Origin of the sequence: Pontibacillus yanchengensis (assembly GCF_009856295.1) — a bacterium.
Classification (GTDB): Bacteria; Bacillota; Bacilli; order Bacillales; family BH030062; genus Pontibacillus; species Pontibacillus yanchengensis_A.
In genome coordinates this window covers 16572-42528 of the sequence record NZ_WMEU01000004.1, presented here as the reverse complement: position 1 = coordinate 42528, position 25957 = coordinate 16572, and the positions used below count along the sequence as shown (strand labels likewise).

Here is a 25957-nt window from a genome sequence, read left to right as displayed (position 1 = left end):
AATAAATACATTTACTTTGTATTTTACCATTTTTTCTTCATCAGGTTCTATATAAAATCCTCGGCTTCATTTCACATTTGATTTTACCAAAAGATTCGTTTTCGACAATACATGCGTCAGGCTTTTCTTGATTTGAAAGTAATTCATTTGATTGGTCGGCTTACGAGCAATCACTACCAAATCAAATGATGGCTTTATACTTGAATCTAAATCATGAAAAGCCTGACGTAAATAGCGTTTAATTTGATTACGCATGACAGCATTTCCTATTTTCTTGCTTACAGATAACCCAACCCGGAAATGTTCCTGGTTCTCATTACGAACATAGTACAGCACTAACTGTCTGTTTGCAAAAGAGGCTCCGTTCTTAAATACGCGTTGAAATTCTTCATTCTTTTTAATTCGGTTACGTTTCTTCATAAGTCAATCCTCACTCCAATATCTAAGAAGGAACATAGGTTACATTATGATCAATATATTCCTTACTAATCCTGCTCGAAGTAAGGTGTTCCAATAATCGATAGCTAGAAAAAAGACCACTGATAGTTATTCAGTGGTCTATGCAGATAATACTTTTCTACCTTTACGGCGACGACGTTTTAGAACCTGACGTCCATTCGCATCGCTCATACGAGAACGAAAGCCGTGTACTTTTTTACGCTTACGGTTATTTGGTTGAAATGTGCGTTTCATTTTTATAGACACCTCCCTGAGGAAATAAATAATCGATCTTCAAAAGACAGTCCAATTCATTATAAAAATACTACAAGTAAATGTCAACTTCTTTTTGATATCCAATCTTGAGCTACTCTATTCTCTCTTCACACTTTTCGTTAAGTTGAATTCTTTTTAAGGGGAAAAAGTTAAATCCTCTTTCTGAGACAACTATTTGTTTAACCAAAAAGATTTCTTTATATAAACAGCCCCTGTGAATAATTTTTATGACATAATTCAACTATCCACACCCCTTATCGACAAGATACTCACAAAATGTAGTGTTGTGGATAATTTTTATCTACAACCGGTAGACAATGTGGATAACTGTCGAATAAACGTTGCACTATCAGTATTTATTTGGTATTATATTTGTGTTTTAATAATGAATAACTCCTCATCCAAAATATTAATATCCACAGAGTGTGGATAAACTGTGGATATGTATTCACAATCATGTGAGTGTAGTTATCAACAAATATGTGGATTATGCTTACAACTCGATTGAATACTGTTATAGTAACAGTTTAGCATCCACATCAAAAAAAGCATTTAGAGTTTAACAAAAGTTGTACAAGCCACCTCCGGATCTTTCTTTTCTGGAATGCCATCATTCTTGTAAGAGGAAAGAGTACGCGAGGTTTTTTGTTTCCTAAACTATTTTCTATGTCTTACAATATCTGATTTCTTACAGGTAAAAGTAGAAGGATGCCGACACTATTACATTTATAATCTGTCGCGTTTTCTATTGATGAAAGGGGTGAAATGACTTGGAAAATATTAAAGAGCTTTGGGACAATACGCTGAGTCAAATAGAAGAAAAAATCAGCAAACCAAGCTTCGAAACATGGTTGAAGAGTACGAAAGCAGATTCTTTAAAGGACGACACGCTTGTCATTGTGGCACCAAATGAATTTGCTAGGGATTGGCTAGAAAGTCGATATGCCAGCCTCATCTCCGATACTCTCTATGAAGTTACAGGAGCTCAGCTGCGCACAAAATTTATAATTCCTGAAACGAAAGAGGAATCTATTGATGATGTAAAACCAGCTATGAAACAGTCTCAAAACAATAAAGATAACGACCAAGAAGAATCACCACAAAGCATGCTTAATTCCAAATATACTTTCGATACGTTCGTTATCGGATCAGGTAACCGTTTTGCCCATGCTGCATCTTTAGCAGTTGCGGAAGCTCCAGCTAAAGCATACAATCCATTATTTATATATGGTGGTGTTGGACTGGGTAAAACACACTTGATGCATGCCATTGGCCATTATGTATTGGATCATAACCCGTCAGCTAAGGTTGTTTATCTTTCATCTGAGAAATTCACAAATGAATTTATTAATTCAATACGAGATAACAAAGCTGTAAATTTTCGAAATAAATATCGAAATGTGGACGTGCTTCTAATTGATGATATTCAATTCCTAGCTGGAAAAGAACAAACTCAAGAAGAATTCTTCCATACATTCAACACATTACACGAAGAAAATAAGCAAATTGTCATTTCCAGTGACCGGCCACCAAAGGAAATTCCAACATTAGAAGACAGGCTTCGATCACGCTTTGAATGGGGGCTGATCACAGATATTACCCCTCCAGATTTAGAGACAAGAATCGCTATTTTACGTAAAAAAGCAAAAGCGGAAGGATTAGACATTCCTAATGAAGTTATGCTTTATATTGCGAACCAAATCGACACAAACATCCGTGAACTTGAAGGGGCACTCATTCGTGTAGTGGCGTATTCATCCCTTATTAATCGAGATATTGATGCGTCCCTGGCAGCTGAAGCTTTGAAAGATATTATCCCTAGCTCTAAGCCTAAAATCATTACCATCAAGGGGATTCAAGAGATGGTCGCGGAGAAATATAATATTAAGATTGAAGATTTCGCAGCAAAAAAACGTACCAAAACGATTGCCCACCCTCGACAAATAGCTATGTATCTTTCTAGGGAAATGACTGATTTCTCTCTACCAAAGATAGGTGAGGAATTTGGGGGTCGAGATCACACAACAGTCATTCATGCTCATGAAAAAATTTCGAAAGCACTTAGTGAAAATCAGCAATTGCAAAAGGAAATTGAAGAACTAAAAGAAGCATTGAAATCTGGTTAAGCACTTATCCCCTTGTGAATAAACGTAAAAAACTCCCCAAAGTTACCCACACTCTATCCACATGTGGATATCCTGTTGTGAAAGGGGTGAACTTGAGTTATTCACAAATTCACAGCCTATATTACTACTACGAGCATTTAAATAATAATAAATATAAATATATAAAATCCATTTAGGAGGATTTAAAAGATGAAATTTACAATCCAAAGGGATCAACTGATGGAGAGTATTCAAGATGTTATGAAAGCTATCTCATCAAGAACGACTATTCCAATCCTAACGGGAATGAAAGTAGAAGCTACTGAGCACGGTGTAAAACTAACAGGTAGCGATTCTGATATTTCAATTGAATCATTTATCCCTAAAGAAGAAGATGGAATCGTATATGTGGAAAACATCCAACCAGGGAGCATCGTTTTACAAGCAAAATATTTCCCAGATATAGTTCGTAAATTACCACAGCAAACCGTTGAACTAGAGGTCGATGATCATCTAAACGTTGGAATTCGTTCTGGAAGTGCTGAATTTAACTTGAATGGACAAGATGCTGAAGAATATCCACATCTGCCTCAATTACAGACAGAACAAAGCTTTGAGGTACCAATAGATCTTTTAAAAGACTTAATTCGCCAAACGGTTTTCGCAGTGTCCACCTCAGAAACACGCCCCATCTTGACAGGTGTAAACATGATGGTGGAAAACAGTGAATTATACTTTGTGGCAACGGATAGTCACCGTTTAGCATCAAGAAAGATTCCGATGCAGGAACAATTACAGAACCTATCTTTTAACAATATTGTTGTTCCAGGGAAAAGTTTAACGGAACTAAATAAAATACTTGATGACTCGCAAGAAACGATTGAAATCAGCGTTACGGAGAATCAAATCTTATTCCGTACCCAGCACTTATATTTCCTTTCAAGATTATTGGATGGCAACTATCCTGAAACGTCACGTTTAATCCCGGATCAGAGTAAGACAATCATGCATATCGATACGAAAGAGCTACTACAATCCATCGATCGTGCTGCTCTTTTAGCAAAGGAAAATCGAAATAGTGTGGTTAAGTTAACGACAAAAACGGATAATCACATTGAAATCACAAGTAATTCTCCTGAGGTCGGAAAAGTTGTAGAAGAAGTGGAAGCTGAATCTCTTGAAGGGGAAGAACTTAAAATTTCATTCAGTGCAAAATATATGATGGATGCACTGAAAGTTATCGATACAGAGAAAGTGAATATTCAATTTACTGGTGCGATGCGCCCATTTCTAATTCGTCCAATCGATAATGATCAAATCTTACAGTTAATCTTGCCTGTGAGAACATATTAATCAGTTTTTAAAATAAAATTTAACGAAAAAGCAAGGGTTTTTGTGCCCTTGCTTTTCTTATGAGCTATTCTTTAGTAAAATAGATAGAAGGCCAAGAATATACTATTAGGGTGAAGAAAATGCATAAACGTATTGAGATTGAAACGGATATGATTCAACTCGGACAATTTTTACAATTAGCTAATGTCATTGAATCAGGTGGAATGGCAAAGTGGTTTTTATCTGAATTCCCAGTTTTTGTAAATGGCGAAGAAGAAACACGTCGTGGTAAAAAACTAGGCGTTGGAGATGTTGTAGAAATTGAAGGTGAGGGAAGCTATACCGTTGTAAAAGAGGAATAATTCCCAACATGAAAAAAGACTTGCCGATTGACGTTTCCCTGTATAAATGTCAAAGGTACTGTTTTGCTTACCGCTTCTTTTTAAACCAAAAAGAAACGGTGAGCAGTCGACATTCACGTAGGTTGGTGAATAGTCGGTATTTCTAATCAGGTCAGACTATGATAGGTCTGACGTTAGAACTAAAGGGGAATTCCAATGCATATCGAAGACATAGCATTAAAACAATATAGAAATTACCAAGATATCCACTTAACCTTTGATGACAAAGTGAATGTAATCATTGGCGAAAATGCGCAGGGTAAAACGAATTTGATGGAGGCAATCTATGTCTTAGCATTTTCTAAATCGCATCGAACACCACGTGATAAAGAACTTATCATGTGGGATGCAGAATATGCTAAAATAAGAGGGAGTGTGTATAAAAGAAAACGTAAATTCCCGATGGAAATTGTTGTCTCGACTAAAGGCAAGAAAGCAAAACTGAATCACTTGGAACAGAAGCGCTTGAGTGATTACATTGGAGCGCTTAATGTTGTGATGTTTGCACCTGAAGACTTGAACCTAGTCAAAGGCAGTCCTCAGGTTCGTCGTCGTTTTATCGATATGGAGATTGGTCAAATACAACCTGCATACATTTACCATTTAGGACAATACCAGAAGATCCTAAAGCAGCGGAATCATTTGCTAAAGGACTATCAGCGTAAACAGAATATGGATCCGACGATGTTGCAGGTGTTAACGGAGCAATTAATTGAACATGCTGCAACGATTGTACAGCGTAGGTTTAAATTTCTCCATTTGCTTAGACAATGGGCAAAACCTATTCATGAAGGAATTAGCAGACAGCTAGAAAACTTAGAAATTGCATATGATGCCTCTCTAGATGTATCAGAGGATATGGATTTGTCCAAAATGGTAAAGGTATTTCAAGATAAATTTGCGGAAGTAGAACGTAGAGAGATAGAGCGAGGAACAACGCTCGTTGGTCCCCACCGTGATGATTTGATCTTTTATGTAAACGGAAAAGATGTACAAACTTATGGATCTCAGGGGCAACAACGTACAACTGCTCTATCATTAAAGCTAGCTGAAATTGAATTAATCCATAATGAAGTAGGAGAATATCCAATTCTCTTATTGGATGATGTATTAAGTGAATTAGATGATTTCAGACAGTCTCATCTTTTGCATACGATTCAAGGCAAGGTCCAAACCTTTGTGTCTACAACGAGTGTGGATGGTATTGAGCACGAAACACTAGAGCAAGCAGATATATTCTACGTAGATCAAGGTCATGTTACCAAGGAGAAATGAGGTGGCACATTGTTTATCCATATTGGGGAAGATCATGTGATTGAATCGCATGATGTGATATCCATAATTGATTACGAATTATTCTCTTCCTCCTCAATCGTAGAAGAAATGATTATGAATCAAAGAAATAATCAACGAGTTTTTGAGTCTCCAAATGCCGAAGCAAAGTCAATTGTTATTACGAAAGACTATATATATTTCAGTCCGTTATCCGTTCTTACGTTAAAGAAACGTGCCAACATCACGACAACGTTAAACAAGATGGAAGATTTCTCTGATGGTTTTTCTGAATAGATAGTAATTAACCTAGTGAAAGAAGTGTAGGTGAGAGCATGACGATGGAAGATAAATTATCTGAACAACAAGCTTATGATGAAAGCCAAATACAAGTGCTTGAAGGGTTAGAAGCGGTACGAAAGCGACCCGGAATGTATATTGGCTCTACTAACGAAAAAGGTCTCCATCACTTAGTTTGGGAGATCGTCGATAATAGTATTGACGAGGCGTTAGCTGGTTACTGTGATCATATTACTGTGACGATTGAGGAAGACAACAGTATTACGGTTACTGATAATGGACGTGGTATTCCTGTTGGTATGCACAAAAAAGCGAATCGGCCAGCTGTAGAGGTTATTTTAACCGTTCTGCACGCAGGTGGTAAATTCGGTGGTGGAAGCTACAAAGTATCAGGTGGCTTACACGGTGTTGGTGCTTCGGTAGTGAACGCCCTCTCCAGTAAACTAGAAGTGTTTGTCCATTTGGATGGTCAAATTTACTATCAAAGTTATCAACGTGGTGTTCCTGATGAGGATTTGAAAGTAATCGGGGAGACGGATATCACGGGAACTCGTATTCAATTTAAACCAGATACAGAAATCTTTACGGAAACGATTGACTACCAATTTGAAACACTTTCCAATCGAATTCGTGAGCTAGCCTTTTTGAACAAAGGCTTGAAGATTTCAATCAGTGACAAGCGCGATAATGAAAATGAAACGAAAGACTTTTACTACGAGGGTGGTATTGTCTCTTACGTTGAACACTTAAATCGTACTCGAGAAGGTTTACATGAACCTGTGTACGTAGAGAGTGAAAGCGAGAATATAAGTGTGGAAGTAGCCCTTCAATACAACGATGGATTTGTTAGTAACATCTACTCTTTTGCTAACAATATTCACACCTATGAAGGCGGTACACACGAATCTGGCTTTAAAACGGCTCTAACGAGAGTGATTAACGATTATGCTCGTCGAAATAACATGTTTAAAGAAAACGATCCGAACTTAACAGGAGATGATGTTCGTGAAGGACTTACGGCTATTATCTCAATTAAGCATCCGGACCCACAGTTTGAGGGACAAACGAAGACGAAGTTAGGCAATAGTGAAGCTCGAACCGTTACGGACAATATTTTCAATGAACGCTTTTCGAAATTCTTATTCGAGAACCCGAACACAGCGAAGAAAGTTGTTGAAAAAGGATTAATGGCTTCACGAGCTCGTGCTGCAGCTAAGAAGGCACGAGAACTAACACGTCGTAAGAACGCTCTGGAAATTTCTAATCTACCAGGAAAATTGGCTGACTGTTCGACGAAAGATCCGAACATTGGCGAATTGTACGTCGTAGAGGGCGACTCTGCAGGTGGCTCAGCTAAGCAGGGGCGTGACCGACATTTCCAGGCTATCCTTCCGCTACGAGGAAAAATTATTAACGTAGAAAAAGCTCGTCTAGATAAAATCCTATCAAATAATGAGGTTCGCTCTATTATTACTGCCCTTGGAACAGGAATTGGAGACGAGTTTGACATTTCCAAAGCTCGCTATCACAAGATTGTGATTATGACAGATGCTGATGTAGACGGTGCTCATATTCGAACATTGCTGCTTACATTCTTTTATCGTTATATGCGTCCACTGCTAGAGCATGGCTATGTTTATATTGCACAGCCACCGTTGTACAAAATTCAACAAGGCAAAGCGATATATTATGCCTTTAACGACAAAGAGATGGAAACGAAATTAGCAGAATTATCGAAGACGCCTAAGCCTAGCTTACAGCGTTACAAGGGTTTAGGTGAGATGAACCCTGAACAGCTATGGGAAACAACCATGGACCCTGAGACAAGGACTCTACTACAAGTAGAATTAGAAGATGCCATTGAAGCGGATGAAATCTTTGAGATTCTAATGGGGGATAAAGTAGAACCTCGTCGAAACTTTATTCAAGATAATGCCCAATACGTTAAAAATTTAGATGTGTAAAAAGAAGTGCGCAGGTGCCTTTGATTATTAACAATGGCATGGAGGTAATTATGTTCAGACTTGTCTATAAGTGATAGAACAAGTCTGAATAAACCTACATCCTGTAGGCCCTCATATTTGATAGGAGGTCGTTATGGTGGATCAACAACGTCCCCAGGTACAAGAAATAAACATTAGCCAAGAAATGAAAACATCCTTTATGGATTATGCGATGAGTGTAATTGTGTCCCGTGCTTTACCTGATGTTCGTGATGGGTTAAAGCCGGTACATAGACGGATTTTGTATGCAATGCATGACCTTGGGATGCACTCAGATAAAGCCTATAAGAAGTCCGCTCGTATCGTAGGTGAAGTAATTGGTAAGTATCACCCACATGGTGACTCTGCTGTGTATGATTCCATGGTACGTATGGCGCAAGATTTCAACTTCCGTTACATGCTCGTAGATGGACATGGAAACTTTGGTTCTGTTGATGGTGATGCTGCAGCAGCCATGCGTTATACAGAAGCTCGTATGTCCAAAATTTCAATGGAAATTTTACGCGATATTAATAAAGATACCATCGATTATGACGATAACTATGATGGCACAGAAAGAGAACCACTAGTGTTACCAGCACGCTTTCCTAATTTACTCGTAAATGGAGCAAGTGGTATCGCAGTAGGGATGGCAACCAATATCCCTCCCCATCACTTAGGTGAAATCATAGATGCAGTGTTAGCTGTGAGTAAAGACGGTGATATTACCATCGATGAACTCATTACAGATTATGTGCAAGGTCCAGATTTTCCAACAGCCGGTCAAATTCTTGGACGGAGCGGTATAAGGAAAGCTTATGAAACAGGTAAAGGGTCTCTTACAGTCCGAGCAAAAGTAGAGATTGAAGAGCAAGCAAATGGAAAATCAAAATTGCTTGTATCAGAGTTACCTTTCCAAGTCAATAAAGCCAAACTAATTGAAAAAATTGCTGAGCTTGTTCGTGATAAGAAAATTGAAGGCATTACAGACCTTAGAGATGAGTCCGACCGTGACGGGTTACGTGTTGTAATTGAACTTCGTCGTGATGTGAATCCGAATGTCGTACTAAATAACCTATATAAACAAACAGCTCTCCAAACCTCTTTTGGCATTAACATGCTTGCTCTTGAAAATGGTCAACCAAAAGTATTGAATTTAAAGCAATGTCTTGAGCATTACCTTGATCACCAGAAAGTTGTGATTCGTCGTAGAACGGAATATGAGTTAAGAAAAGCAGAGGCTCGAGCTCATATACTAGAAGGTTTACGTATTGCGCTTGATCATATTGACGAAATTATTACGCTTATTCGCGAGTCTCAAACAACCGATATTGCCAAAGAAGGCTTAATGACGAATTATGAACTAAGCGATAAGCAAGCACAAGCTATTTTAGACATGCGTTTACAACGCTTAACAGGTCTAGAACGTGAAAAGATTGAAGATGAGTATCAAGAGTTAGTTAATTTAATTGCGGAGTTGAAAGCAATTCTAGCAGATAATGAAAAAGTTCTTGAAATTATTCGTGAAGAACTAACCGAAATAAAAGAGCGTTTTAACGATACACGTCGTACTGAAATTATTACAGGTGGAACAGACTTTATTGAAGATGAAGACTTAATTCCTGAAGAAACAATTGTCGTTACGGTAACGCACCAAGGTTACGTAAAACGGTTACCAGCATCTACGTATCGTTCGCAACGACGCGGAGGACGTGGTGTACAGGGAATGGGTACGAATGAGGATGATTTCGTAGAGCATCTTCTATCTACTTCCACGCACAACACCTTACTGTTCTTTACAAACAAAGGAAAAGTCTATCGAGCAAAAGGATATGAAGTCCCTGAGTTTAGTCGAACAGCAAAAGGAATTCCGATTATTAATCTATTAGAGATTGAAAAAGGAGAATGGGTGAACGCTGTTATTGCGGTTGAAGACTTTGTGGATGACTGGTACCTATTCTTTACAACGAAGCACGGGATCTCAAAACGTACAACATTATCACAGTTTGCCAATATCCGACGTGGAGGACTTATTGCACTAGGCCTTCGAGAAGATGATGAGTTAATTTCCGTACGGTTAACGGATGGCTCCAAGCATATTATGATTGGAACAAAAGGTGGATATGTCATTCGCTTCCCTGAGGAAGATGTTCGGACGATGGGAAGAACAGCAGCTGGTGTGAAAGGAATATCCTTACGAGATGGCGATGAAGTGGTTTCCATGGAAATGATCGAAGATGGTCTTCAGGTCCTTAACGTTACCACGAAAGGCTTCGGTAAACGTACTCCAGCAAATGAGTATCGTATTACTGGCAGGGGCGGAAAAGGGATTCGTTCCTGCAACTTAACCGATAAAAATGGGGAAGTAGTTACGGTCAAATCTGTCATAGGTGATGAGGATATTATGATTATCACAGAAAGTGGCGTCCTTATCCGTATGCCTGTTGAAAGTATCTCTCAAACAGGCCGTAATACGCAAGGTGTTCGTTTGATACGTCTACAAGATGACGAAGAGGTTGCAACGGTAGCACAAATCGAAAACAAAGAAGATGATGAAGAGGAAGATACAGCAGTTCAGTCTAGTGAAACATTAGAGGAAAATGACACGATTTCAGACCAACAAGAATCTACAGAAGAAGAGTAAGAAGAAAAGAGGATACACAGTTTTTGTGGTCCTCTTTTTTACAAGTAAAGAAAGTATGAGTTCTAGCTGCATACATGTCTAGCTCCAGCGCCCAGAAGACTTCCTGCACCTCCTTGCGATAAGTCAACAGCCGATTGCTACCTCTACATCACGTAGCAACATCGAACCAAGCCACGTCCTATGAGCAGCAGTTTGTACGTCGCTAGCAGGGCGCCCCGAGCTTTTCTTTATGAATAAGTAGAGGAAGTGAAAACATGCGAATCCATCCTAGCCAATTAGTGTCAGGATGTATGGTCACAACAGATATAATGGGGAAAACGAATCAACCGATTATACCGAAAAACACAGTGATAAAACCAATACATATGACGGTATTACATAAATTTTTAGTGAACGAAGTGGAAGTGGCACCAAAACTAGCTAGTGGAGAGGCTTTTTTGCCAGAACATGCAATAGAAGAAGAAAACATGGACCAAGATGATCATAAGGAAGAACAGCATATCCCATTTCTGAATCTTTATTTGGAAGCTGTCCAAAAGTACAAAAATATGTTCAAAGACTGGCAGTCAGGGGCACCCATTAATATTGCCAAAGTACGTAATCTCCTTGTACCTTTAATTGAAAAAGCTCATGAAAATAAAGGGAAAGTATTTATGCTTCATCACTATTCCACAAAGGAAAATTATTTTTATCATCACAGCATTGCAGTGGGATTGTTATCTGCCGTTATAGCTCATCAGCTAAAATATAGCCATGGTGAAATCATCCAGGTTGGGTTAACTGGATTTCTTAGTGATTGTGGAATGGCCAAAATCGATGAACGAATTTTATTTAAAAAGGCCCCACTTGTAACCCCAGAATTTGAGGAAATAAAAAAACACCCTACCTATTCCTACCGGCTGGTTGAGAACATTCCAGTCTTGAAAAATAGTGTACGTTTAGGCGTTTTACAGCATCATGAACGAATGGACGGAAGCGGTTATCCTATTGGACTAAACAGCTCGAAATTAAATCCTTATGGAAAAATAGTAGCAGTTTGTGATTTGTATCATGCGATGACTTCAGAACGTTTATACAGATCCAAGCAATCTCCGTTTATGGTAATAGAGGAATTGATGCAAGACCAGTTTGGTAAGTTTGACCATATTGTTGTTCAAGCCCTCATCATAAGCATGACCAATTATTCAACTGGCACTCACGTGAGGTTGTCGAATAACCAAAATGCTGAAATTATCTTTATGGAACCAAAACTTCCAACTCGTCCTATGGTACGCTTGCAACACAATGAGGAAATTATTCATTTGAAAGATCATTCCTCTTTGTTTATAGAGGAAATACTTACATAGGCATCTAAACTTACAACGTTTGTACATTCTTCTCCTTCAAAAAAAGAAACAACCAGTGTCCCCTGGTTGTTCCTTTCATTCTTGGAGTTTTTGAGAAGGAAAGACAGTATAAATTTTGGCATATCCATTTCTGGCTCGCGCCTAGCAAACTTCCCGCCCCTCTATATGGTAAAGTCAACATCATATCGCAGCTGCTCTTCGTGCTTTCCTTTCGACTTACATGACGTAGGTTGGTTCAATGCTGCTGCGTGAGGCAGCGGGTTTAATCGAACTTCCATAAAATCACTGTTAAATAGTTCGTACGTTTCTATACGGACGCATGCGCTTTTCTTTATTTCGTTTGCTCTAGCAATGCATGTCCGATTAGCAGTGGGATTTTTTGCTGGGTTAGTTTCAAAAATGCTTTGATATAAACCAAATCCTCACTAGAAAAAGAATGTATTTGATCTCCCCACCATTCTGTTTCATAACGACAAATCATACTTAAATTATAAAGTATTAAATAGTGTGTAAGTATTTCTGGAAATGGTTCTAGATGATGTCGATTTGTAGAAAGCGTGTACTTGTCTTCATAACTGTCATAGTAAAAGTAAGGGTGATTTGGATTATCAAGTGGTCTTTCTAGAGAGATGTGGATGTTATTGCCATGCTGAACTGTTTGGCTAATGTGATGGTGTTTCTTTTGTATGGAATGTGTAAAATAAGAAAACGTCCAGTTATAGTCATCTAATATTGCTTCAGGTATTTGCAATAAAAGAGGATCAAGTGGTTCCATGAATATATGATTTTGCTTCTGACTGGATAATGTGTAGATGGGATTTAATTCTGGTAATCTTGATAATAAATCATTCATCGAGTATTTTTCAGTTGTATATTGTTCCACATGAAACAAATGCTTCGCTAAATAGGAAAATAATCCTTTATGTTGGATCTTTACTTCATCCTGTAAAAAAGAGTATTGTTGTTTCTTACGTTTTCTCGTTGTAACTCCGTGTGCCAGGATGCTTGTTGTTTCAGGATAATCAGGTCGTTTTGAAATCAATAAAGCTTTCAGTAATTGTCCCATTCCATAGAAAAAGAGAACTGGTTGAATCGCCAAAGGTGCTTGTTTGCCTTGTTCATAATAGGTTTGCCCATGTTCAAGATAGTAGATGAGCCGGTACGTATTTTCAAAGCTTTTTCGCTCGATGTCTTGATATTGAAGCTTCTTATAACAATGAGATAAATATGATTGTGCATAAGGAGCCGATTGTAGCTGCAGATAAATGGACTGAATATTGTGGATTTTCATTGTCTATTAATCACTTCCTTAAAACAGTTGAAAATACATGTTTATTGTCGTATTGTTAGTAAAAATATATATAATTGGTTAGCCTACGTTTAGTGTAACCAAGTTATTCACAAACCATGAACATTATTTAAGGAGGGGTACCCATGCGTGAAGACAAATTTGCCAAAGAAAGCTTAACATTTGATGATGTACTGTTATTGCCAGCCAAATCAGACGTACTACCTAAAGAAGTCCAGGTGAGTACAGAGTTGTCACCTTCATTAAAGCTTAATGTCCCATTACTGAGTGCAGGTATGGACACAGTAACAGAAGCAGAAATGGCAATTGGAATGGCTCGTCAAGGTGGATTAGGTGTGATTCATAAGAGCATGTCGATTGAAGAGCAAGCCGAACAAGTAGATCGGGTGAAACGCAGTGAAAGTGGAGTCATTTCCAATCCATTTTTCTTAACCCCTAAAAATCAAGTATATGATGCGGAGTATTTGATGGGGAAATATCGAATTTCTGGCGTGCCTATCGTGGACAATGAAACCGATCAGCATTTGATTGGTATTATTACAAATCGTGACCTTCGATTTATCCAAGACTATTCGACTCTAATCTCAGAAGTGATGACTAGTGAGGATCTTGTTACAGCTCCTGTTGGTACAACTTTGGAGCAAGCCGAAAAGATATTACAAGGCTATAAGATTGAAAAGCTCCCTCTTGTTAATGATCATGGTGTTCTAAAAGGCTTAATTACTATTAAAGACATTGAGAAGGTTATTGAGTTTCCTAACTCAGCTAAGGACGCACAAGGTCGTCTGCTTGTAGGAGCGGCTGTAGGAGTTACAGCAGACGCTGATCTTCGGATTGCGAAGCTAGTAGAAGCTGGTGTGGATGCAATTGTCATTGATACTGCTCATGGACATTCCGCAGGTGTACTCAATCAAGTTGCAAAAGTTCGTAAGCAATATCCTGAGCTTAATATTATTGCTGGAAATGTTGGAACTCAACAAGGTACTAGAGACTTAATTGAGGCAGGAGCCAATGTCATAAAAGTTGGAATAGGTCCTGGATCTATTTGTACAACACGTGTTGTTGCTGGTGTAGGAATACCGCAAATCTCAGCTGTATATGAATGTGCATCTGAAGCGAAGCAGCATGGTATACCTGTTATAGCTGATGGAGGCATTAAGTATTCTGGAGATATTGCGAAAGCATTGGCAGCAGGTGCTCATGCAGTTATGTTAGGTAGCATTTTTGCTGGAGTAGCTGAAAGCCCTGGCGAAACGGTTATTTTCCAAGGTCGTCAATTCAAAGTGTATCGAGGCATGGGCTCTGTTGATGCTATGAAATCAGGGTCAAAGGATCGATACTTCCAAGAGTCTGCAAACGTGAATAAATTGGTTCCTGAAGGGATTGAAGGACGAGTACCTTATAAAGGACCGCTTGTAGATACCGTGCATCAACTAATTGGTGGCTTACGTTCAAGTATGGGATATTGTGGAGCGCAAACGTTAGACATATTTCGAAATGAATCCCAATTCACACGTATCACGAATGCAGGTCTTCGTGAAAGTCACCCACATGATGTACAAATTACGAAAGAATCACCAAATTATTCAGTTTAATACACGATAAGAAAAGGAGGCAGGGATTGATTCCCTGACCTTTTTTTATTGTTTAGCGGAAAATATAAAAATGTTGGCTTGTGCATAACTAAGTAAGTTATAGAGGCCACGTCCAACTCCAGCGCCCAGCGACTAGAAAACTTCCTGCACCTCCTTACGATAAGTCAAAATCGAACGCTTGCGCTCTTCGTGTTTCCTTAATCTCGAAAGTATTTAGAGGAGGTTCGATTAAGACCGCTGCATCACGCAGCAACATCGAACCAACCCACTTCCTGTGGGCAGCAGTTTGTACGTCGCTAACCGGGCGCTTACGCTTTTGTTCACAGTAAAGAAAGCATGAATTTTGGCGCTAACATGTCTAGCTTCAGCGAATAGAGTGCTCCCCTCGCCTCCCAATAAAGAACTTAACCTACGTCGTGTAAAGACACAGCATATACGTCGCTAAACGGGCGTATGCGTTTTCTTATCAATGTCAGTGAATGTCCAACTAAACTCTTTACAAGACCGATTCAACTTTTGTCATACAGATGTAAAGTCTTGTTTCTATTCTGTGCTTTCCTATGATAAAATAACCTCATGCACATAAACATTTTTTGGAGGTTGAGAGGATTGAAACATAGATTAAGAGCATCCTTTTTACTACTTACGTTGATGCTTGTTACATTCACATCAATGATTGGCAGCCCAATCCAAGTTTCAGCCGCTTCGGTGGATGTACAAGCAAAATCTGCGATTCTAGTAGATGCAGAGACAGGCAAGATTTTATTTGAGAAAGAAGCTGATTTAGCTCTTCCTCCGGCAAGTATGACGAAAATGATGACTGAGTACCTTGTTCTTGAAGCAATTGAAGAAGGTAAAATTAGTTGGGATACAACGACGCAAATTTCGGATTATCCCTATGATATTTCGGCTAACTCTAGTTTTTCAGGCGTAGGGTTAAAGCAACAAAAAGATTATACAGTACGAGAATTATATGAAGCAATGGCCATTAACTCAGATAATGCTACTACGATTGCCTTAGCAGAATTAGTAGCAGGCTCTGAAGGTGAATTCGTCAAAATGATGAATCAAAAGGCCAAAGAAATGGGGTTACCAGATTTTCAGTTTGTTAACTCTACAGGTCTTTCCAATACTGATTTGGGTGATAATTATCCTGAAGGAACGAAACCTGATGCAGATAACCTCTTATCAGCTCGTTCAGCAGCTCTGTTGGCCTATAACTTAGCAAATGACTACCCTCAAGCTTTAGAAATATCCAGTATTACAACGACACAATTTGAAGACCAACAAATTCAAAACTGGAACTGGATGCTTCCTGGTATGCCAGGACATTTAGCTCAATTTGGATATGAAGGTATGGATGGCATGAAAACCGGTTGGACGGATTTAGCTGGTTATTGCTTTACAGGAACAGCAGAACGAAATGGCCAACGATTTATTTCTGTTGTCATGAAAACGGATAGTAAAGAAGCGCGTTTTGAAGAAACACGGAAACTAATGGATTTTGGCTTTAACCAGTTTGAACAAAAAGAATTGTTCCCGGCTAATCATCAGATAGAAGGAAAATCTACATACCCTGTAACAAAAGGGAAAGAAGATTCAGTAGACGTTGCATCTGCAGCACCTATCAAAACGATGATTGAAAAAGGTACAGAAGATCAATATAGTGTCAACTATGAACTCGACCAGTCGAAATTCAACAAAGATGATAAGCTCACGGCTCCAATCGAAAAAGGTGAAAAGATTGGAACAATGAAGCTAAAGAATAGCGGAGATGATTTTGGTTATATTACGGACAACGGAAAACAGGCAGAAGCAGTAGATGTTGTGACGCAATCGGCCGTAGAAAAAGCAAACTGGTTCTCACTAACATTACGAGCTATTGGTGGATTTTTTGGAGATATCTTCTCTAGCATTACAGATACCATCACAGGATGGTTTTAAACCTTATTTATTTGGTAGGCATTTCGTCTAGAATACGATACAATGAAGGTTAGAAGAAAACGTCCAACATGTCGGATGTGACTTAAATAGAAAGTATTATCGGATTGGGAGGAATATGGAATGTCAAGAACAGGTACAGATCGTGTGAAACGTGGTATGGCAGAAATGCAAAAAGGCGGCGTGATTATGGATGTCGTAAACGCCGAACAAGCTAAGATTGCTGAAGAAGCAGGGGCAGTAGCGGTAATGGCGCTTGAGCGTGTACCAGCTGACATTCGTGCAGCAGGTGGCGTAGCTCGTATGGCTGATCCTACGATTGTAGAGGAAGTTATGAACGCTGTCTCTATTCCAGTCATGGCAAAAGCTCGTATTGGTCATGTTGTGGAAGCTCGTGTACTCGAATCAATGGGAGTAGACTACATTGATGAAAGTGAAGTATTAACACCTGCAGATGAAGTATTCCACATTAAAAAAAATGATTATACAGTACCATTTGTTTGTGGTTGTCGTGATCTTGGTGAAGCGACTCGTCGTATTGGCGAAGGAGCATCTATGCTTCGTACAAAAGGGGAACCTGGTACAGGAAATATCGTAGAAGCGGTTCGTCACATGCGTGAAGTTCAATCACAAATTCGTCAGGTGTCAAGTATGTCTGAGGACGAGCTTATGACTTACGCGAAAAACATTGGCGCACCATATGAGCTGCTTCTTCAAATTCGTGAAGAAGGTCGCCTGCCAGTTGTTAACTTTGCAGCGGGTGGAATTGCAACACCAGCAGATGCTGCACTTATGATGCAGTTAGGTGCTGATGGTGTATTCGTAGGCTCTGGTATTTTCAAATCTAATAACCCTCAACAGTTTGCAAGAGCTATTGTAGAAGCTACTACACATTATGATGATTACAAGCTAATCGGTGAGCTTTCTAAAGGCCTTGGCACTGCAATGAAGGGGATGGAAATGAATACACTGACAGCTGAAGATCGTATGCAAGATCGCAGTCAGTAACATTATCCTCGGTTTAGTCAACAAGCAGATTAGACATTAAAGGAGTATGGCATCATGATTAAAATAGGTGTATTAGGCTTACAAGGTGCTGTACGAGAGCATATTCGCTCAATCGAAGCGAATGGCGTGGAAGGCATTGTTGTAAAGCGTACAGAACAGTTAGATGAGTTGGATGGTCTTATTATTCCTGGCGGGGAGAGCACGACGATGCGCCGCCTTATAGACAAATATCATTTCTTTGAGCCATTAAAACAATTTGCTGAAGCTGGAAAGCCGATATTTGGAACGTGTGCTGGATTAATCTTACTTGCTACACGGATTCAAGGGCAGGACAGCAATCATTTAGCTCTTATGGATATGACAGTGGAACGAAATGCTTTTGGCCGTCAACGGGAAAGCTTTGAAGTAGAGTTAGACATTTCTGGTGTAGCTGATGGATATGAAGCGGTATTCATTCGTGCTCCATACATTGTTGATGTAGGTGAAGGAACCAATGTTTTAGCAACCTATCAGAGCAAAATCGTGGCCGCTCAACAGGGCAACTTCTTAGCATGTGCATTCCATCCAGAACTAACTGATGATCACCGTTTAACAGGCCATTTTGTTAAAATGGTAGAAGAATCCAAGAAATCACTTGCTTCTTCCTAAAAAATTCGCTATTGTATAAACACAACTAGCATACGAAACGTGATGACAGGAACTAGTAGCAAAACTCCCTTCTTAAGAGAGCTGGTGGTCGCTGTGAACCAGTGAAGGATTTTGTGAATCCATCCTTGAGCTGATATGCCGAACAAACAGTAAGCATATCCGGTGCAACGCACCGTTACTATTGAAGTGAGCCGGAAGGTACAAGTATCTGTACCTTCAATCAGGGTGGCATCGCGGGAATATATCACTCTCGTCCCTTTCTTTAGGGGACGAGAGTTTTTTATTGTCTAGGAAATTATAAAAAATTGGCTTGTGCATAACTAAGTAAGTCATAGAGGCCACGTCCAGCTCCAGCGACTAGCAAACTTCCTGCACCAGTCAACATCGAATCAACCCACTTCCTATGGGCAGCAGTTTGTACGTCGCTAAACGGGCGCTTGCGCTTTTGTTCTTTGCTTAATTATCGTTTATTCACTTAATAATAAAGGAGGATTCATCATGTTAGATTTAAAGTATTTACGTACGAACTTTCAAGAGGTGAAAGAAAAATTAAAGAAACGAGGCGAGGATTTAACGGATTTAGATAAGTTTGAAGAGTTAGATGAACGCCGTCGTGAATTGATTAGTGAAACGGAAGAGTTAAAAGCGAAGCGGAATGAAGTGTCTAAACAAATCTCTGCTATGAAGAAAGAGAAAAAGGATGCTGATCATCTTATTACAGAGATGCGTGAAGTTGGGGAACGAATTAAGTTGTTAGATGCGCAACTGAAAGAGGTAGAGGAACAGTTAGAAACATTGCTTCTTTCCATCCCAAATATTCCTCATGAGAGTGTTCCTGTTGGGGAAGATGAGGAGGATAATGTGGTAGCTCGTGAGTGGGGAGAACAAAAGGTATTTGATTTTGAACCTAAAGCTCATTGGGATATTGCAGACCAACTGGATATATTAGATTTTGAACGAGCTTCAAAGGTAACTGGTAGCCGTTTTGTATTCTATAAAAAGCTAGGCGCGCGTTTAGAACGTGCCCTATTAAGCTTTATGATGGACCTTCACTCTGATGGGCATGGTTATGAAGAAATGCTAACCCCTCAAATGGTTAATCGCAGCAGTATGACAGGTACAGGTCAGCTTCCTAAATTTGAAGAAGACGCTTTTAAAATTGAGGACTGGGACTACTTCCTTGTTCCAACAGCTGAAGTACCTGTAACCAACTACCACCGTGAAGAAATTCTATCAGCTGATGACCTACCAAGAAGGTATGTGGCCTACAGCGCTAACTTCCGCTCTGAAGCAGGATCAGCTGGGCGCGATACACGTGGTTTGATTCGTCAGCATCAATTTAACAAAGTCGAGCTTGTTCAGTTTGTGAAGCCCGAAGAATCTTATGATGTTCTTGAGCAACTAACTGGTCATGCAGAAAAGGTATTGCAGCTATTAGAGCTACCTTATCGCGTGATGAGCATGTGTACAGGAGATTTAGGTTTCACTGCTGCGAAAAAGTATGATATCGAAGTATGGTTGCCAAGTTATGAAACGTATCGTGAAATTTCTTCTTGCTCTAACTTTGAAGATTTCCAGGCTCGTCGAGCAGGCATTCGCTTCCGTCGTGAACAACAAGGAAAGCCAGAGTTTGTGCATACACTAAATGGCTCTGGATTAGCTCTAGGTCGTACCGTGGCTGCCATCCTAGAGAATTATCAACAAGAAGATGGTACTGTCCTTGTACCAGAGGTATTACGTCCATATATGGGTGGAAAAGAAGTAATAAAATAAATAGTTATGTAAAAAGCCGTTACGCTTCGGATCCGAAGCGTAACGGCTTTGTTTTGTTTGAAGTAAACAACTAAAGATACCAAGACTAGTCTTGTAGCAATGATTTTATTTTAGGATGATAACCCCATATCATCTGTCTTTTCGTAGTCAGGAGACTTCATATAGACTTTAGCATGTCCCTCTTCATCCCAATATTGAATGGAATAGCGGGAGACAGTATCATCTGGTATGTCCACAAACACGATCATTTCTACTTGTTTATTTTGAAAACCTTCCATATCAATCGAATCCATCCCGTTTGGGTCTTCGAATGAATATCCTTCCGTTGTTTTTAAATCATACCGTAACATAGGAGTGCCATCTTTTGCTCCTTGTACCTTTTGAGAAGGCTCACCTAATAGTTGTTTCACTTCTTTTGCAGTCATTTCGAGTGAAAGCTTTTCTTTTAATGACTGGACTGTGATTTCCTCTTCAGATAAGAGAGTAGGCTCGTTTTGGGTAGAGGAAGACTCTTCTGCCTTTTCTTTTGTGTTTGAAGATTCGGTCGTAGAGGATTTTTCACTTTCTGATTCATTTTGGGATTGATTTGTAGTTTCTTTTTCTGTAGAATCATCTGTGGTGTCACTTGATTCTTGCTGTTTTTTGCTTTCTTCTTGATTAGAAGTCTCTTCTTGCTGACACGCAACTAATAGTAAGGTTGGAATGAAGATAAATAGCAATATAATACGATTTTTCATGAATATCGTCTCCTTTAAGTCTTTATGTACTTATTTATCATATCGAAAGCTTGTCACATTTTGTAGGGGAAAAAGTAATGATTTTCATGAATTTTGTAGAAAAAGTTGAGATTTTGTTGACACTCATAGGGAACCATGATATATTAGTATTTGTCGTCACGGAGGAGTACCCAAGTTCGGCTGAAGGGAGCGGTCTTGAAAACCGCCAGGGGGTTAACGCCCCGCGGGGGTTCGAATCCCTCCTCCTCCGCCATTTTTTATGCGCGTAAAAATTGGAGATTGAAGGATCGTTACCATGTAACGATTTTTTCACGTGAGCATAGATAAAGCATCCTAACTCAGTTAGGATGCTTTTTTATGGTCTTTTTTAATAGATGAAAATCGTAAACATTGATGTTATTTAGTTTGGAAAAGGGAGGGATATTATTGTGAAGTCTTCTTTTGTAATAGCCCCATTATCTTGAAGACCTGAATTCGAGATAATCTGGGTAAGAGAAATGTTTCCGTTGTATTATTTAGAGAAAAGTTGGGCCTGGAAATAGCTCGCTTTCCTGCGGTCCTACAGGATGTAAGGTCGTTCGACGTTGTCACACGATGTGACGGTTTGAGTCGAACTTCATCTGGATCGATTCGTCTCCTCGGGCCAAAATGCGGCCCTGTGGGGTCTCGACACATCCGTTTTTCCGCGGGAGTCTCGCCATTTCCAGGCCCATCTTTGCATTCGTTTGGTTTAACGGAAACATCGCCATTTGTTGTGGGTGTACACAAATGATATACGTTCTTCGTTAGGCAAATACATATCTTTTTGTGACAAAACACATTTTATTAAAAGATATCTTGGTTGTTCTGCAAAGCATGAAATATATAGTCCCACCGCCTTTATTCTAACTAAATCTACGGGTACATCGCTCTTTCTGTGCGATTACCAAATTTATCTCAATTTCAAGTCTTCAAGATTATGCCTCGATTGTTGAATAATAATTTATACCCTATAATTCAGATTAAATAATAAATCTCATGAAAAAACGGTAGGCGTATGCCTACCGTTTTACGTTAGTTGACGAGATCTCCATTTGCGGGATTGTTGGATGAAATGGCCGATTTTTTCTAGAATGGGCTCAATGGATTCTTCATCATTGAGTACGTCGTAATCGGCAATATTTAGACGAAGCACAGGACAAGCGTTAAAGTTATCAATCCAGTTCTCATAACGATTGTACATCTCTTCCCAGTATTCCATTGGTGTTTGTTGTTCCATTGGACGACCGCGTTCCTTGATACGGTCATAAATGTCGTCAAATGACCCTTCAAGATAAATTAATAAGTCCGGATGCGGAAAATAGGGGGTCATGACCATGGCATCGAATAGATTCGTGTACGTGTTATAATCAACTTCATTCATCGTACCTTTTTCATAATGCATTTTCGCAAAAATACCAGTATCTTCATATATGGAACGGTCTTGAATGAATCCTCCACCGTATTCAAAGATTTTCTTTTGTTCTTTGAAACGTTCTGCTAGGAAATAGACTTGTAAATGAAAACTCCAACGTTCGAAGTCATTGTAGAATTTATCTAAATAAGGGTTTTTTTCGACTTTTTCAAAGGAGGTACGAAATTGTAATGCATTCGCTAGTGCATTTGTCATCGTAGACTTTCCGACACCTACTGTCCCAGCAATCGTAATAACAGAATCGTGCGGGATACCGTACTGATCTCTTCGGCTCATTTTATAACTTCCCCTTTTTCAAAATGGTTCTGTATCGTTTCAATCATATAATCCAAATCATCTTGATGTTTGATGAAATCCAAGTTATCTCCGTTAAATCGAATAACAGGAACATCTGGATGCTCACGCTCAAATTTCTCCATAAACAATTCATAGTCTTCAGCAAGTTGTTTTAGGTAGCTCTCTTGAATATTTTGCTCGACTTCTCGACCGCGCATACGAATACGATCAAGTAGTGTGTCCAAGCTGGCATGTAAATAAATAATCATATTTGGACGAGGCATGTCGTTTGTCAAAATATCATAAATTTGGACGTACTTATTAAATTGATGCTGCTTTAAGGTACGTTCAGCAAAAATTAAGTTTTTCGAAATATGATAATCAGAAACAACAGCCTGGTGATTGGCTAAATATTTATTCTCGATATCCTCAAGCTGCTTGTATCGATTGCAAAGGAAAAACATTTCCGTTTGAAAACTCCACTCTTCAATATCATCATAAAACTTACCGAGAAACGGGTTCTCCTCCACGATTTCTTTTAATAAGGTATATTGAAATTGGGAGGCAAGTTTTTTCGCTAGGGATGTTTTTCCTACACCAATAGGTCCTTCTACTGCGATAAAAGGCGTTTGTCCCATTTCTCCTCCTCCTTCACAAACAGTCAAAATACTATACGTTCTGACAGACAAATTATATTTTATCATAATAGAACCTACGAAGTAACAGGATTAGAACTCGAAAATTGTTTCGATTTGTAGAGAAATGTTTCCTATCATGTATAACTATTCGTGTGAAAATCCCAGTATCCCGGACTTTTAGGCTTGCCAAATCAACTATTTTTTAATACTATAAATACACACGTTTTTCCATCTTGGCCCCGTAGCTCAGGGGATAGAGCATAGGTTTCCTAAACCTTGTGTCGCAGGTTCGAATCCTGCCGGGGCCGTTCAAATAAAGTTTTCTTAAATTAAAAAAGGAACTTCCATTTCAGGAAGTTCCTTTTTTAATTCAATTGAAATTTTATTCAAGAGCTTGGCTCCACAAACTGCTCCGATATCCTAGCACCATTGTTTTCCGCGAGGGTAATGATTTTTTTCCTGTTCATCATGAAGTCATAATTATGTGGGATGATCAATTGTAAGCCATCTTTTGTTATGAATATATGCTCTTTGTAGACTTCCATATTATTTTCCCTTGTAGTCACTTGGATCACTTCATCTATTTCGTTCCATTGCACGTCTAGTTCTTGGAGAGAAGTTACTTGATTAAAATGCAATCCTTCGTCATCGAAATAGTAATAATGAAAAATTCCAAGTACAAAGCAAAGGGAGGACAGTGCGACGGAAAGAAATACCATCCATGGTCCTGTTTTAAGATCCCGATCATTTCTTTTAGACTTTATAAACTCATCGACGGATAACAAAATGGCAAGTAACATCATCCCTCCAATCAAAAGTACATAAGAAAGGAATGGTGCATTAAAAAACCATTGTGATTCGGAAAAGAAAAGGATGTCCTGAAATATAATAATGAATACAAAAGGTAGGATGAAGCTACTAATAAACACCATCACAATGAACATAATTTTCATCGGTTTTCTCGTATCATTCCCAATCATTTCTTTCATTACAAACCTCCATCATCGACACTTTCATATCCATACGAGTCACCGTGGGAAAAAGTTTCAAAATATTTACATAAATAAATAATGAAGTCTCTAAATCTGGGCAAGTAAGAGCCAGAACTTATACATCTTTACTTAAACAAAAAACCAACTCCTACGAAAAGGAGTTGGCTTCCGGTTGCATGGTAGTAGAGTTGATTTGTTCTTTTCGTCCCCATTTCACTAGGGCATATGCGATTGGTGTATCGATAATGGCTACCATCCATTTAAACGCATATTGAGTTCCAATCATCGCAAGCAATGCTGACATTGGAATCGTTCCGTAAAATGCGATGGAAATAAATACGACTGTATCTAGAAGTTGACTAGTCATGGTGGATACATTATTACGAAGCCATAGTTTATTGGTTCCATGCTTTTGTTTTAATTTATGAAAAATTGCTACGTCGGTGTGTTGACTTACAAGATAAGATGCTAGGCTCGCCAGCATCACACGAAAACTCCCACCTAAAATGGATTGAAATTCTGCTTGTTGTTCAAAAAATGGAGCTGATGGCAGAGCAATCGCAACTAAAATAAATAGCATAGCAATAACCTGGGTTACAAACCCAGCTTTTACGGTTTTACTAGCTGCCTCTTTGCCATAAACTTCGCCAATCACGTCTGTTATAAGGTACGTTACAACATAAACAATAACGGCTGCAGGAAGCACAAAGCCTCCCACACTAAATAATTTCACACCTAAAATGTTCGATAAAATCAGTAAACCAACAAATAAGGCATTTAAATACATTAACATTTGGTACGTTTCCTCCTTATGGTGAGGAGATGGTTCAGATCGACACCCTCTTAACGGTTATCAATTGTTTCTGGATACATATCATGATTCATTAAACGATTTTCAGCCATACGTTCAAATTTCGTGTCTGGTTTTCCGTAATTACAATACGGATCAATGGAAATACCACCACGTGGTGTGAATTTGCCCCATACTTCAATGTAGCGTGGGTCCATTAATTCAATCAGATCATTCATAATGACGTTCACGGCATCTTCATGAAAGCCACCATGGTTGCGGAAGCTAAATAAATATAATTTGAGTGATTTGCTTTCCACCATTTTGATATCTGGAATGTAGCTAATATATAGGGTTGCAAAATCAGGTTGTCCTGTTTTTGGGCATAGCGTCGTAAATTCTGGACAGTTGAATTTCACAAAGTAATCACGATTTGGGTGCTGGTTATCAAATGTTTCGAGAACATCTGGGTTATAATCAAAGCTATATGTGGTGCCTTGATTCCCAAGAAGTGTTACATCCGTTAGGTCTTCATCTTTTCTTCCTGCCATTCTTATTCCTCCTTTTATCCTCAAACGCAATAAAAAAAGTCACCCCCTAAAGGAGATGACTTGTGCATACGTATCCCTTAGTTTTTTATAGAGGGTTGAGCTAGAACCTCTCCCGTTTTTTACGGAATTGGTATTCTATTACATGTTTCC

At 39.0% G+C, this 25957-nt stretch carries 22 protein-coding genes, 2 tRNA genes, 1 riboswitch and 1 other annotated feature; of the genes, 15 read left to right on the top strand and 9 right to left on the bottom strand.

Going from position 1 to position 25957, the window contains the following annotated elements; translation table 11 throughout:
- Positions 1-66: 66 nt before the first annotated feature.
- Together rnpA and rpmH are read right to left on the bottom strand one after the other, a co-directional pair.
- On the bottom strand, positions 67-420 hold the full coding sequence (rnpA, locus tag GLW08_RS12840; RefSeq protein ID WP_036818175.1) for a ribonuclease P protein component: 354 nt from the start codon (positions 418-420) through the stop codon (positions 67-69).
- Between the two features lie 138 nt (positions 421-558).
- Positions 559-693, bottom strand: a complete 135-nt coding sequence (rpmH, locus tag GLW08_RS12835) for a 50S ribosomal protein L34 (protein WP_036818177.1) — start codon at positions 691-693, stop codon at positions 559-561.
- Positions 694-1484: 791 nt separating this feature from the next.
- On the opposite strand from rpmH, the gene dnaA reads away from it, so the two are divergent.
- From dnaA to GLW08_RS12795, 8 genes are all read left to right on the top strand, one after another.
- Complete coding sequence (dnaA, locus tag GLW08_RS12830) at positions 1485-2840, top strand: chromosomal replication initiator protein DnaA (protein ID WP_160849059.1); 1356 nt, start codon at positions 1485-1487, stop codon at positions 2838-2840.
- A 189-nt stretch (positions 2841-3029) separates the two neighbouring features.
- Positions 3030-4172, top strand: coding sequence for a DNA polymerase III subunit beta (dnaN, locus tag GLW08_RS12825; RefSeq protein WP_160849058.1), 1143 nt, complete (start codon positions 3030-3032; stop codon positions 4170-4172).
- Between the two features lie 119 nt (positions 4173-4291).
- Complete coding sequence (yaaA, locus tag GLW08_RS12820; RefSeq protein WP_160849057.1) at positions 4292-4513, top strand: S4 domain-containing protein YaaA; 222 nt, start codon at positions 4292-4294, stop codon at positions 4511-4513.
- Between the two features lie 195 nt (positions 4514-4708).
- Positions 4709-5827, top strand: a complete 1119-nt coding sequence (recF, locus tag GLW08_RS12815; RefSeq protein ID WP_160849056.1) for a DNA replication/repair protein RecF — start codon at positions 4709-4711, stop codon at positions 5825-5827.
- Between the two features lie 9 nt (positions 5828-5836).
- Positions 5837-6121 carry an extracellular matrix regulator RemB gene (gene remB / locus GLW08_RS12810; RefSeq protein WP_160849055.1) on the top strand — a complete coding sequence of 95 codons (285 nt, stop codon included), beginning with the start codon at positions 5837-5839 and terminating at the stop codon, positions 6119-6121.
- Between the two features lie 38 nt (positions 6122-6159).
- Positions 6160-8088 carry a DNA topoisomerase (ATP-hydrolyzing) subunit B gene (gyrB, locus tag GLW08_RS12805; protein ID WP_423808622.1) on the top strand — a complete coding sequence of 643 codons (1929 nt, stop codon included), beginning with the start codon at positions 6160-6162 and terminating at the stop codon, positions 8086-8088.
- A 133-nt stretch (positions 8089-8221) separates the two neighbouring features.
- The gene (gene gyrA / locus GLW08_RS12800; RefSeq protein WP_160849053.1) at positions 8222-10750 is read left to right on the top strand and encodes a DNA gyrase subunit A; all 2529 of its coding nucleotides are present in this window, start codon (positions 8222-8224) and stop codon (positions 10748-10750) included.
- A 254-nt stretch (positions 10751-11004) separates the two neighbouring features.
- Positions 11005-12096, top strand: a complete 1092-nt coding sequence (locus tag GLW08_RS12795; RefSeq protein WP_160849052.1) for an HD-GYP domain-containing protein — start codon at positions 11005-11007, stop codon at positions 12094-12096.
- 331 nt (positions 12097-12427) lie between these two features.
- On the opposite strand, the gene GLW08_RS12790 is transcribed toward GLW08_RS12795, so the two are convergent.
- Positions 12428-13387, bottom strand: coding sequence for a YaaC family protein (locus GLW08_RS12790; RefSeq protein WP_160849051.1), 960 nt, complete (start codon positions 13385-13387; stop codon positions 12428-12430).
- Between the two features lie 143 nt (positions 13388-13530).
- On the opposite strand from GLW08_RS12790, the gene guaB reads away from it, so the two are divergent.
- The 5 genes from guaB to serS all read left to right on the top strand — a co-directional run bounded on the left by guaB (position 13531) and on the right by serS (position 20370).
- Positions 13531-15000, top strand: coding sequence for an IMP dehydrogenase (gene guaB, locus GLW08_RS12785; protein WP_160849050.1), 1470 nt, complete (start codon positions 13531-13533; stop codon positions 14998-15000).
- Between the two features lie 609 nt (positions 15001-15609).
- Positions 15610-16944 carry a serine hydrolase gene (locus tag GLW08_RS12780; protein ID WP_423808621.1) on the top strand — a complete coding sequence of 445 codons (1335 nt, stop codon included), beginning with the start codon at positions 15610-15612 and terminating at the stop codon, positions 16942-16944.
- Positions 16945-17064: 120 nt separating this feature from the next.
- Positions 17065-17949: a pyridoxal 5'-phosphate synthase lyase subunit PdxS gene (gene pdxS, locus GLW08_RS12775; RefSeq protein WP_036818197.1), complete on the top strand. Its 885-nt coding sequence runs from the start codon at positions 17065-17067 to the stop codon at positions 17947-17949.
- A gap of 54 nt (positions 17950-18003) precedes the next feature.
- Complete coding sequence (gene pdxT / locus GLW08_RS12770; protein ID WP_160849049.1) at positions 18004-18597, top strand: pyridoxal 5'-phosphate synthase glutaminase subunit PdxT; 594 nt, start codon at positions 18004-18006, stop codon at positions 18595-18597.
- 33 nt (positions 18598-18630) lie between these two features.
- Positions 18631-18858: a binding site (T-box leader), on the top strand.
- 237 nt (positions 18859-19095) lie between these two features.
- A complete protein-coding gene (serS, locus tag GLW08_RS12765) occupies positions 19096-20370 on the top strand; it encodes a serine--tRNA ligase (protein WP_160849048.1) in 1275 nt (424 codons plus the stop codon).
- A gap of 110 nt (positions 20371-20480) precedes the next feature.
- Here the strand turns inward: serS and GLW08_RS12760 are convergent, their stop codons facing one another.
- Positions 20481-21107 carry a hypothetical protein gene (locus GLW08_RS12760; RefSeq protein WP_160849047.1) on the bottom strand — a complete coding sequence of 209 codons (627 nt, stop codon included), beginning with the start codon at positions 21105-21107 and terminating at the stop codon, positions 20481-20483.
- Positions 21108-21267: 160 nt separating this feature from the next.
- Here GLW08_RS12760 and GLW08_RS12755 point away from each other — a divergent pair.
- Positions 21268-21360, top strand: a tRNA-Ser gene (locus GLW08_RS12755).
- Between the two features lie 795 nt (positions 21361-22155).
- Here the strand turns inward: GLW08_RS12755 and GLW08_RS12750 are convergent.
- Positions 22156-22836, bottom strand: coding sequence for a deoxynucleoside kinase (locus tag GLW08_RS12750; RefSeq protein ID WP_160849046.1), 681 nt, complete (start codon positions 22834-22836; stop codon positions 22156-22158).
- A complete protein-coding gene (locus tag GLW08_RS12745; RefSeq protein WP_160849045.1) occupies positions 22833-23474 on the bottom strand; it encodes a deoxynucleoside kinase in 642 nt (213 codons plus the stop codon). Before GLW08_RS12745 ends, GLW08_RS12750 begins: the two co-directional genes overlap by 4 nt.
- Before the next feature lie 235 nt (positions 23475-23709).
- On the opposite strand from GLW08_RS12745, the gene GLW08_RS12740 reads away from it, so the two are divergent.
- A tRNA-Arg gene (locus tag GLW08_RS12740) sits at positions 23710-23782 on the top strand.
- Positions 23783-23860: 78 nt separating this feature from the next.
- Here GLW08_RS12740 and GLW08_RS12735 read toward each other — a convergent pair.
- The 3 genes from GLW08_RS12735 to queF form a co-directional block, all read right to left on the bottom strand.
- Positions 23861-24463, bottom strand: coding sequence for a hypothetical protein (locus tag GLW08_RS12735; protein WP_160849044.1), 603 nt, complete (start codon positions 24461-24463; stop codon positions 23861-23863).
- Positions 24464-24614: 151 nt separating this feature from the next.
- The gene (locus tag GLW08_RS12730; RefSeq protein ID WP_160849043.1) at positions 24615-25259 is read right to left on the bottom strand and encodes a queuosine precursor transporter; all 645 of its coding nucleotides are present in this window, start codon (positions 25257-25259) and stop codon (positions 24615-24617) included.
- Between the two features lie 50 nt (positions 25260-25309).
- Positions 25310-25807, bottom strand: a complete 498-nt coding sequence (gene queF / locus GLW08_RS12725; protein WP_160849042.1) for a preQ(1) synthase — start codon at positions 25805-25807, stop codon at positions 25310-25312.
- Between the two features lie 71 nt (positions 25808-25878).
- Positions 25879-25923, bottom strand: a riboswitch (PreQ1 riboswitch).
- Between the last annotated feature and the right edge of the window lie 34 nt (positions 25924-25957).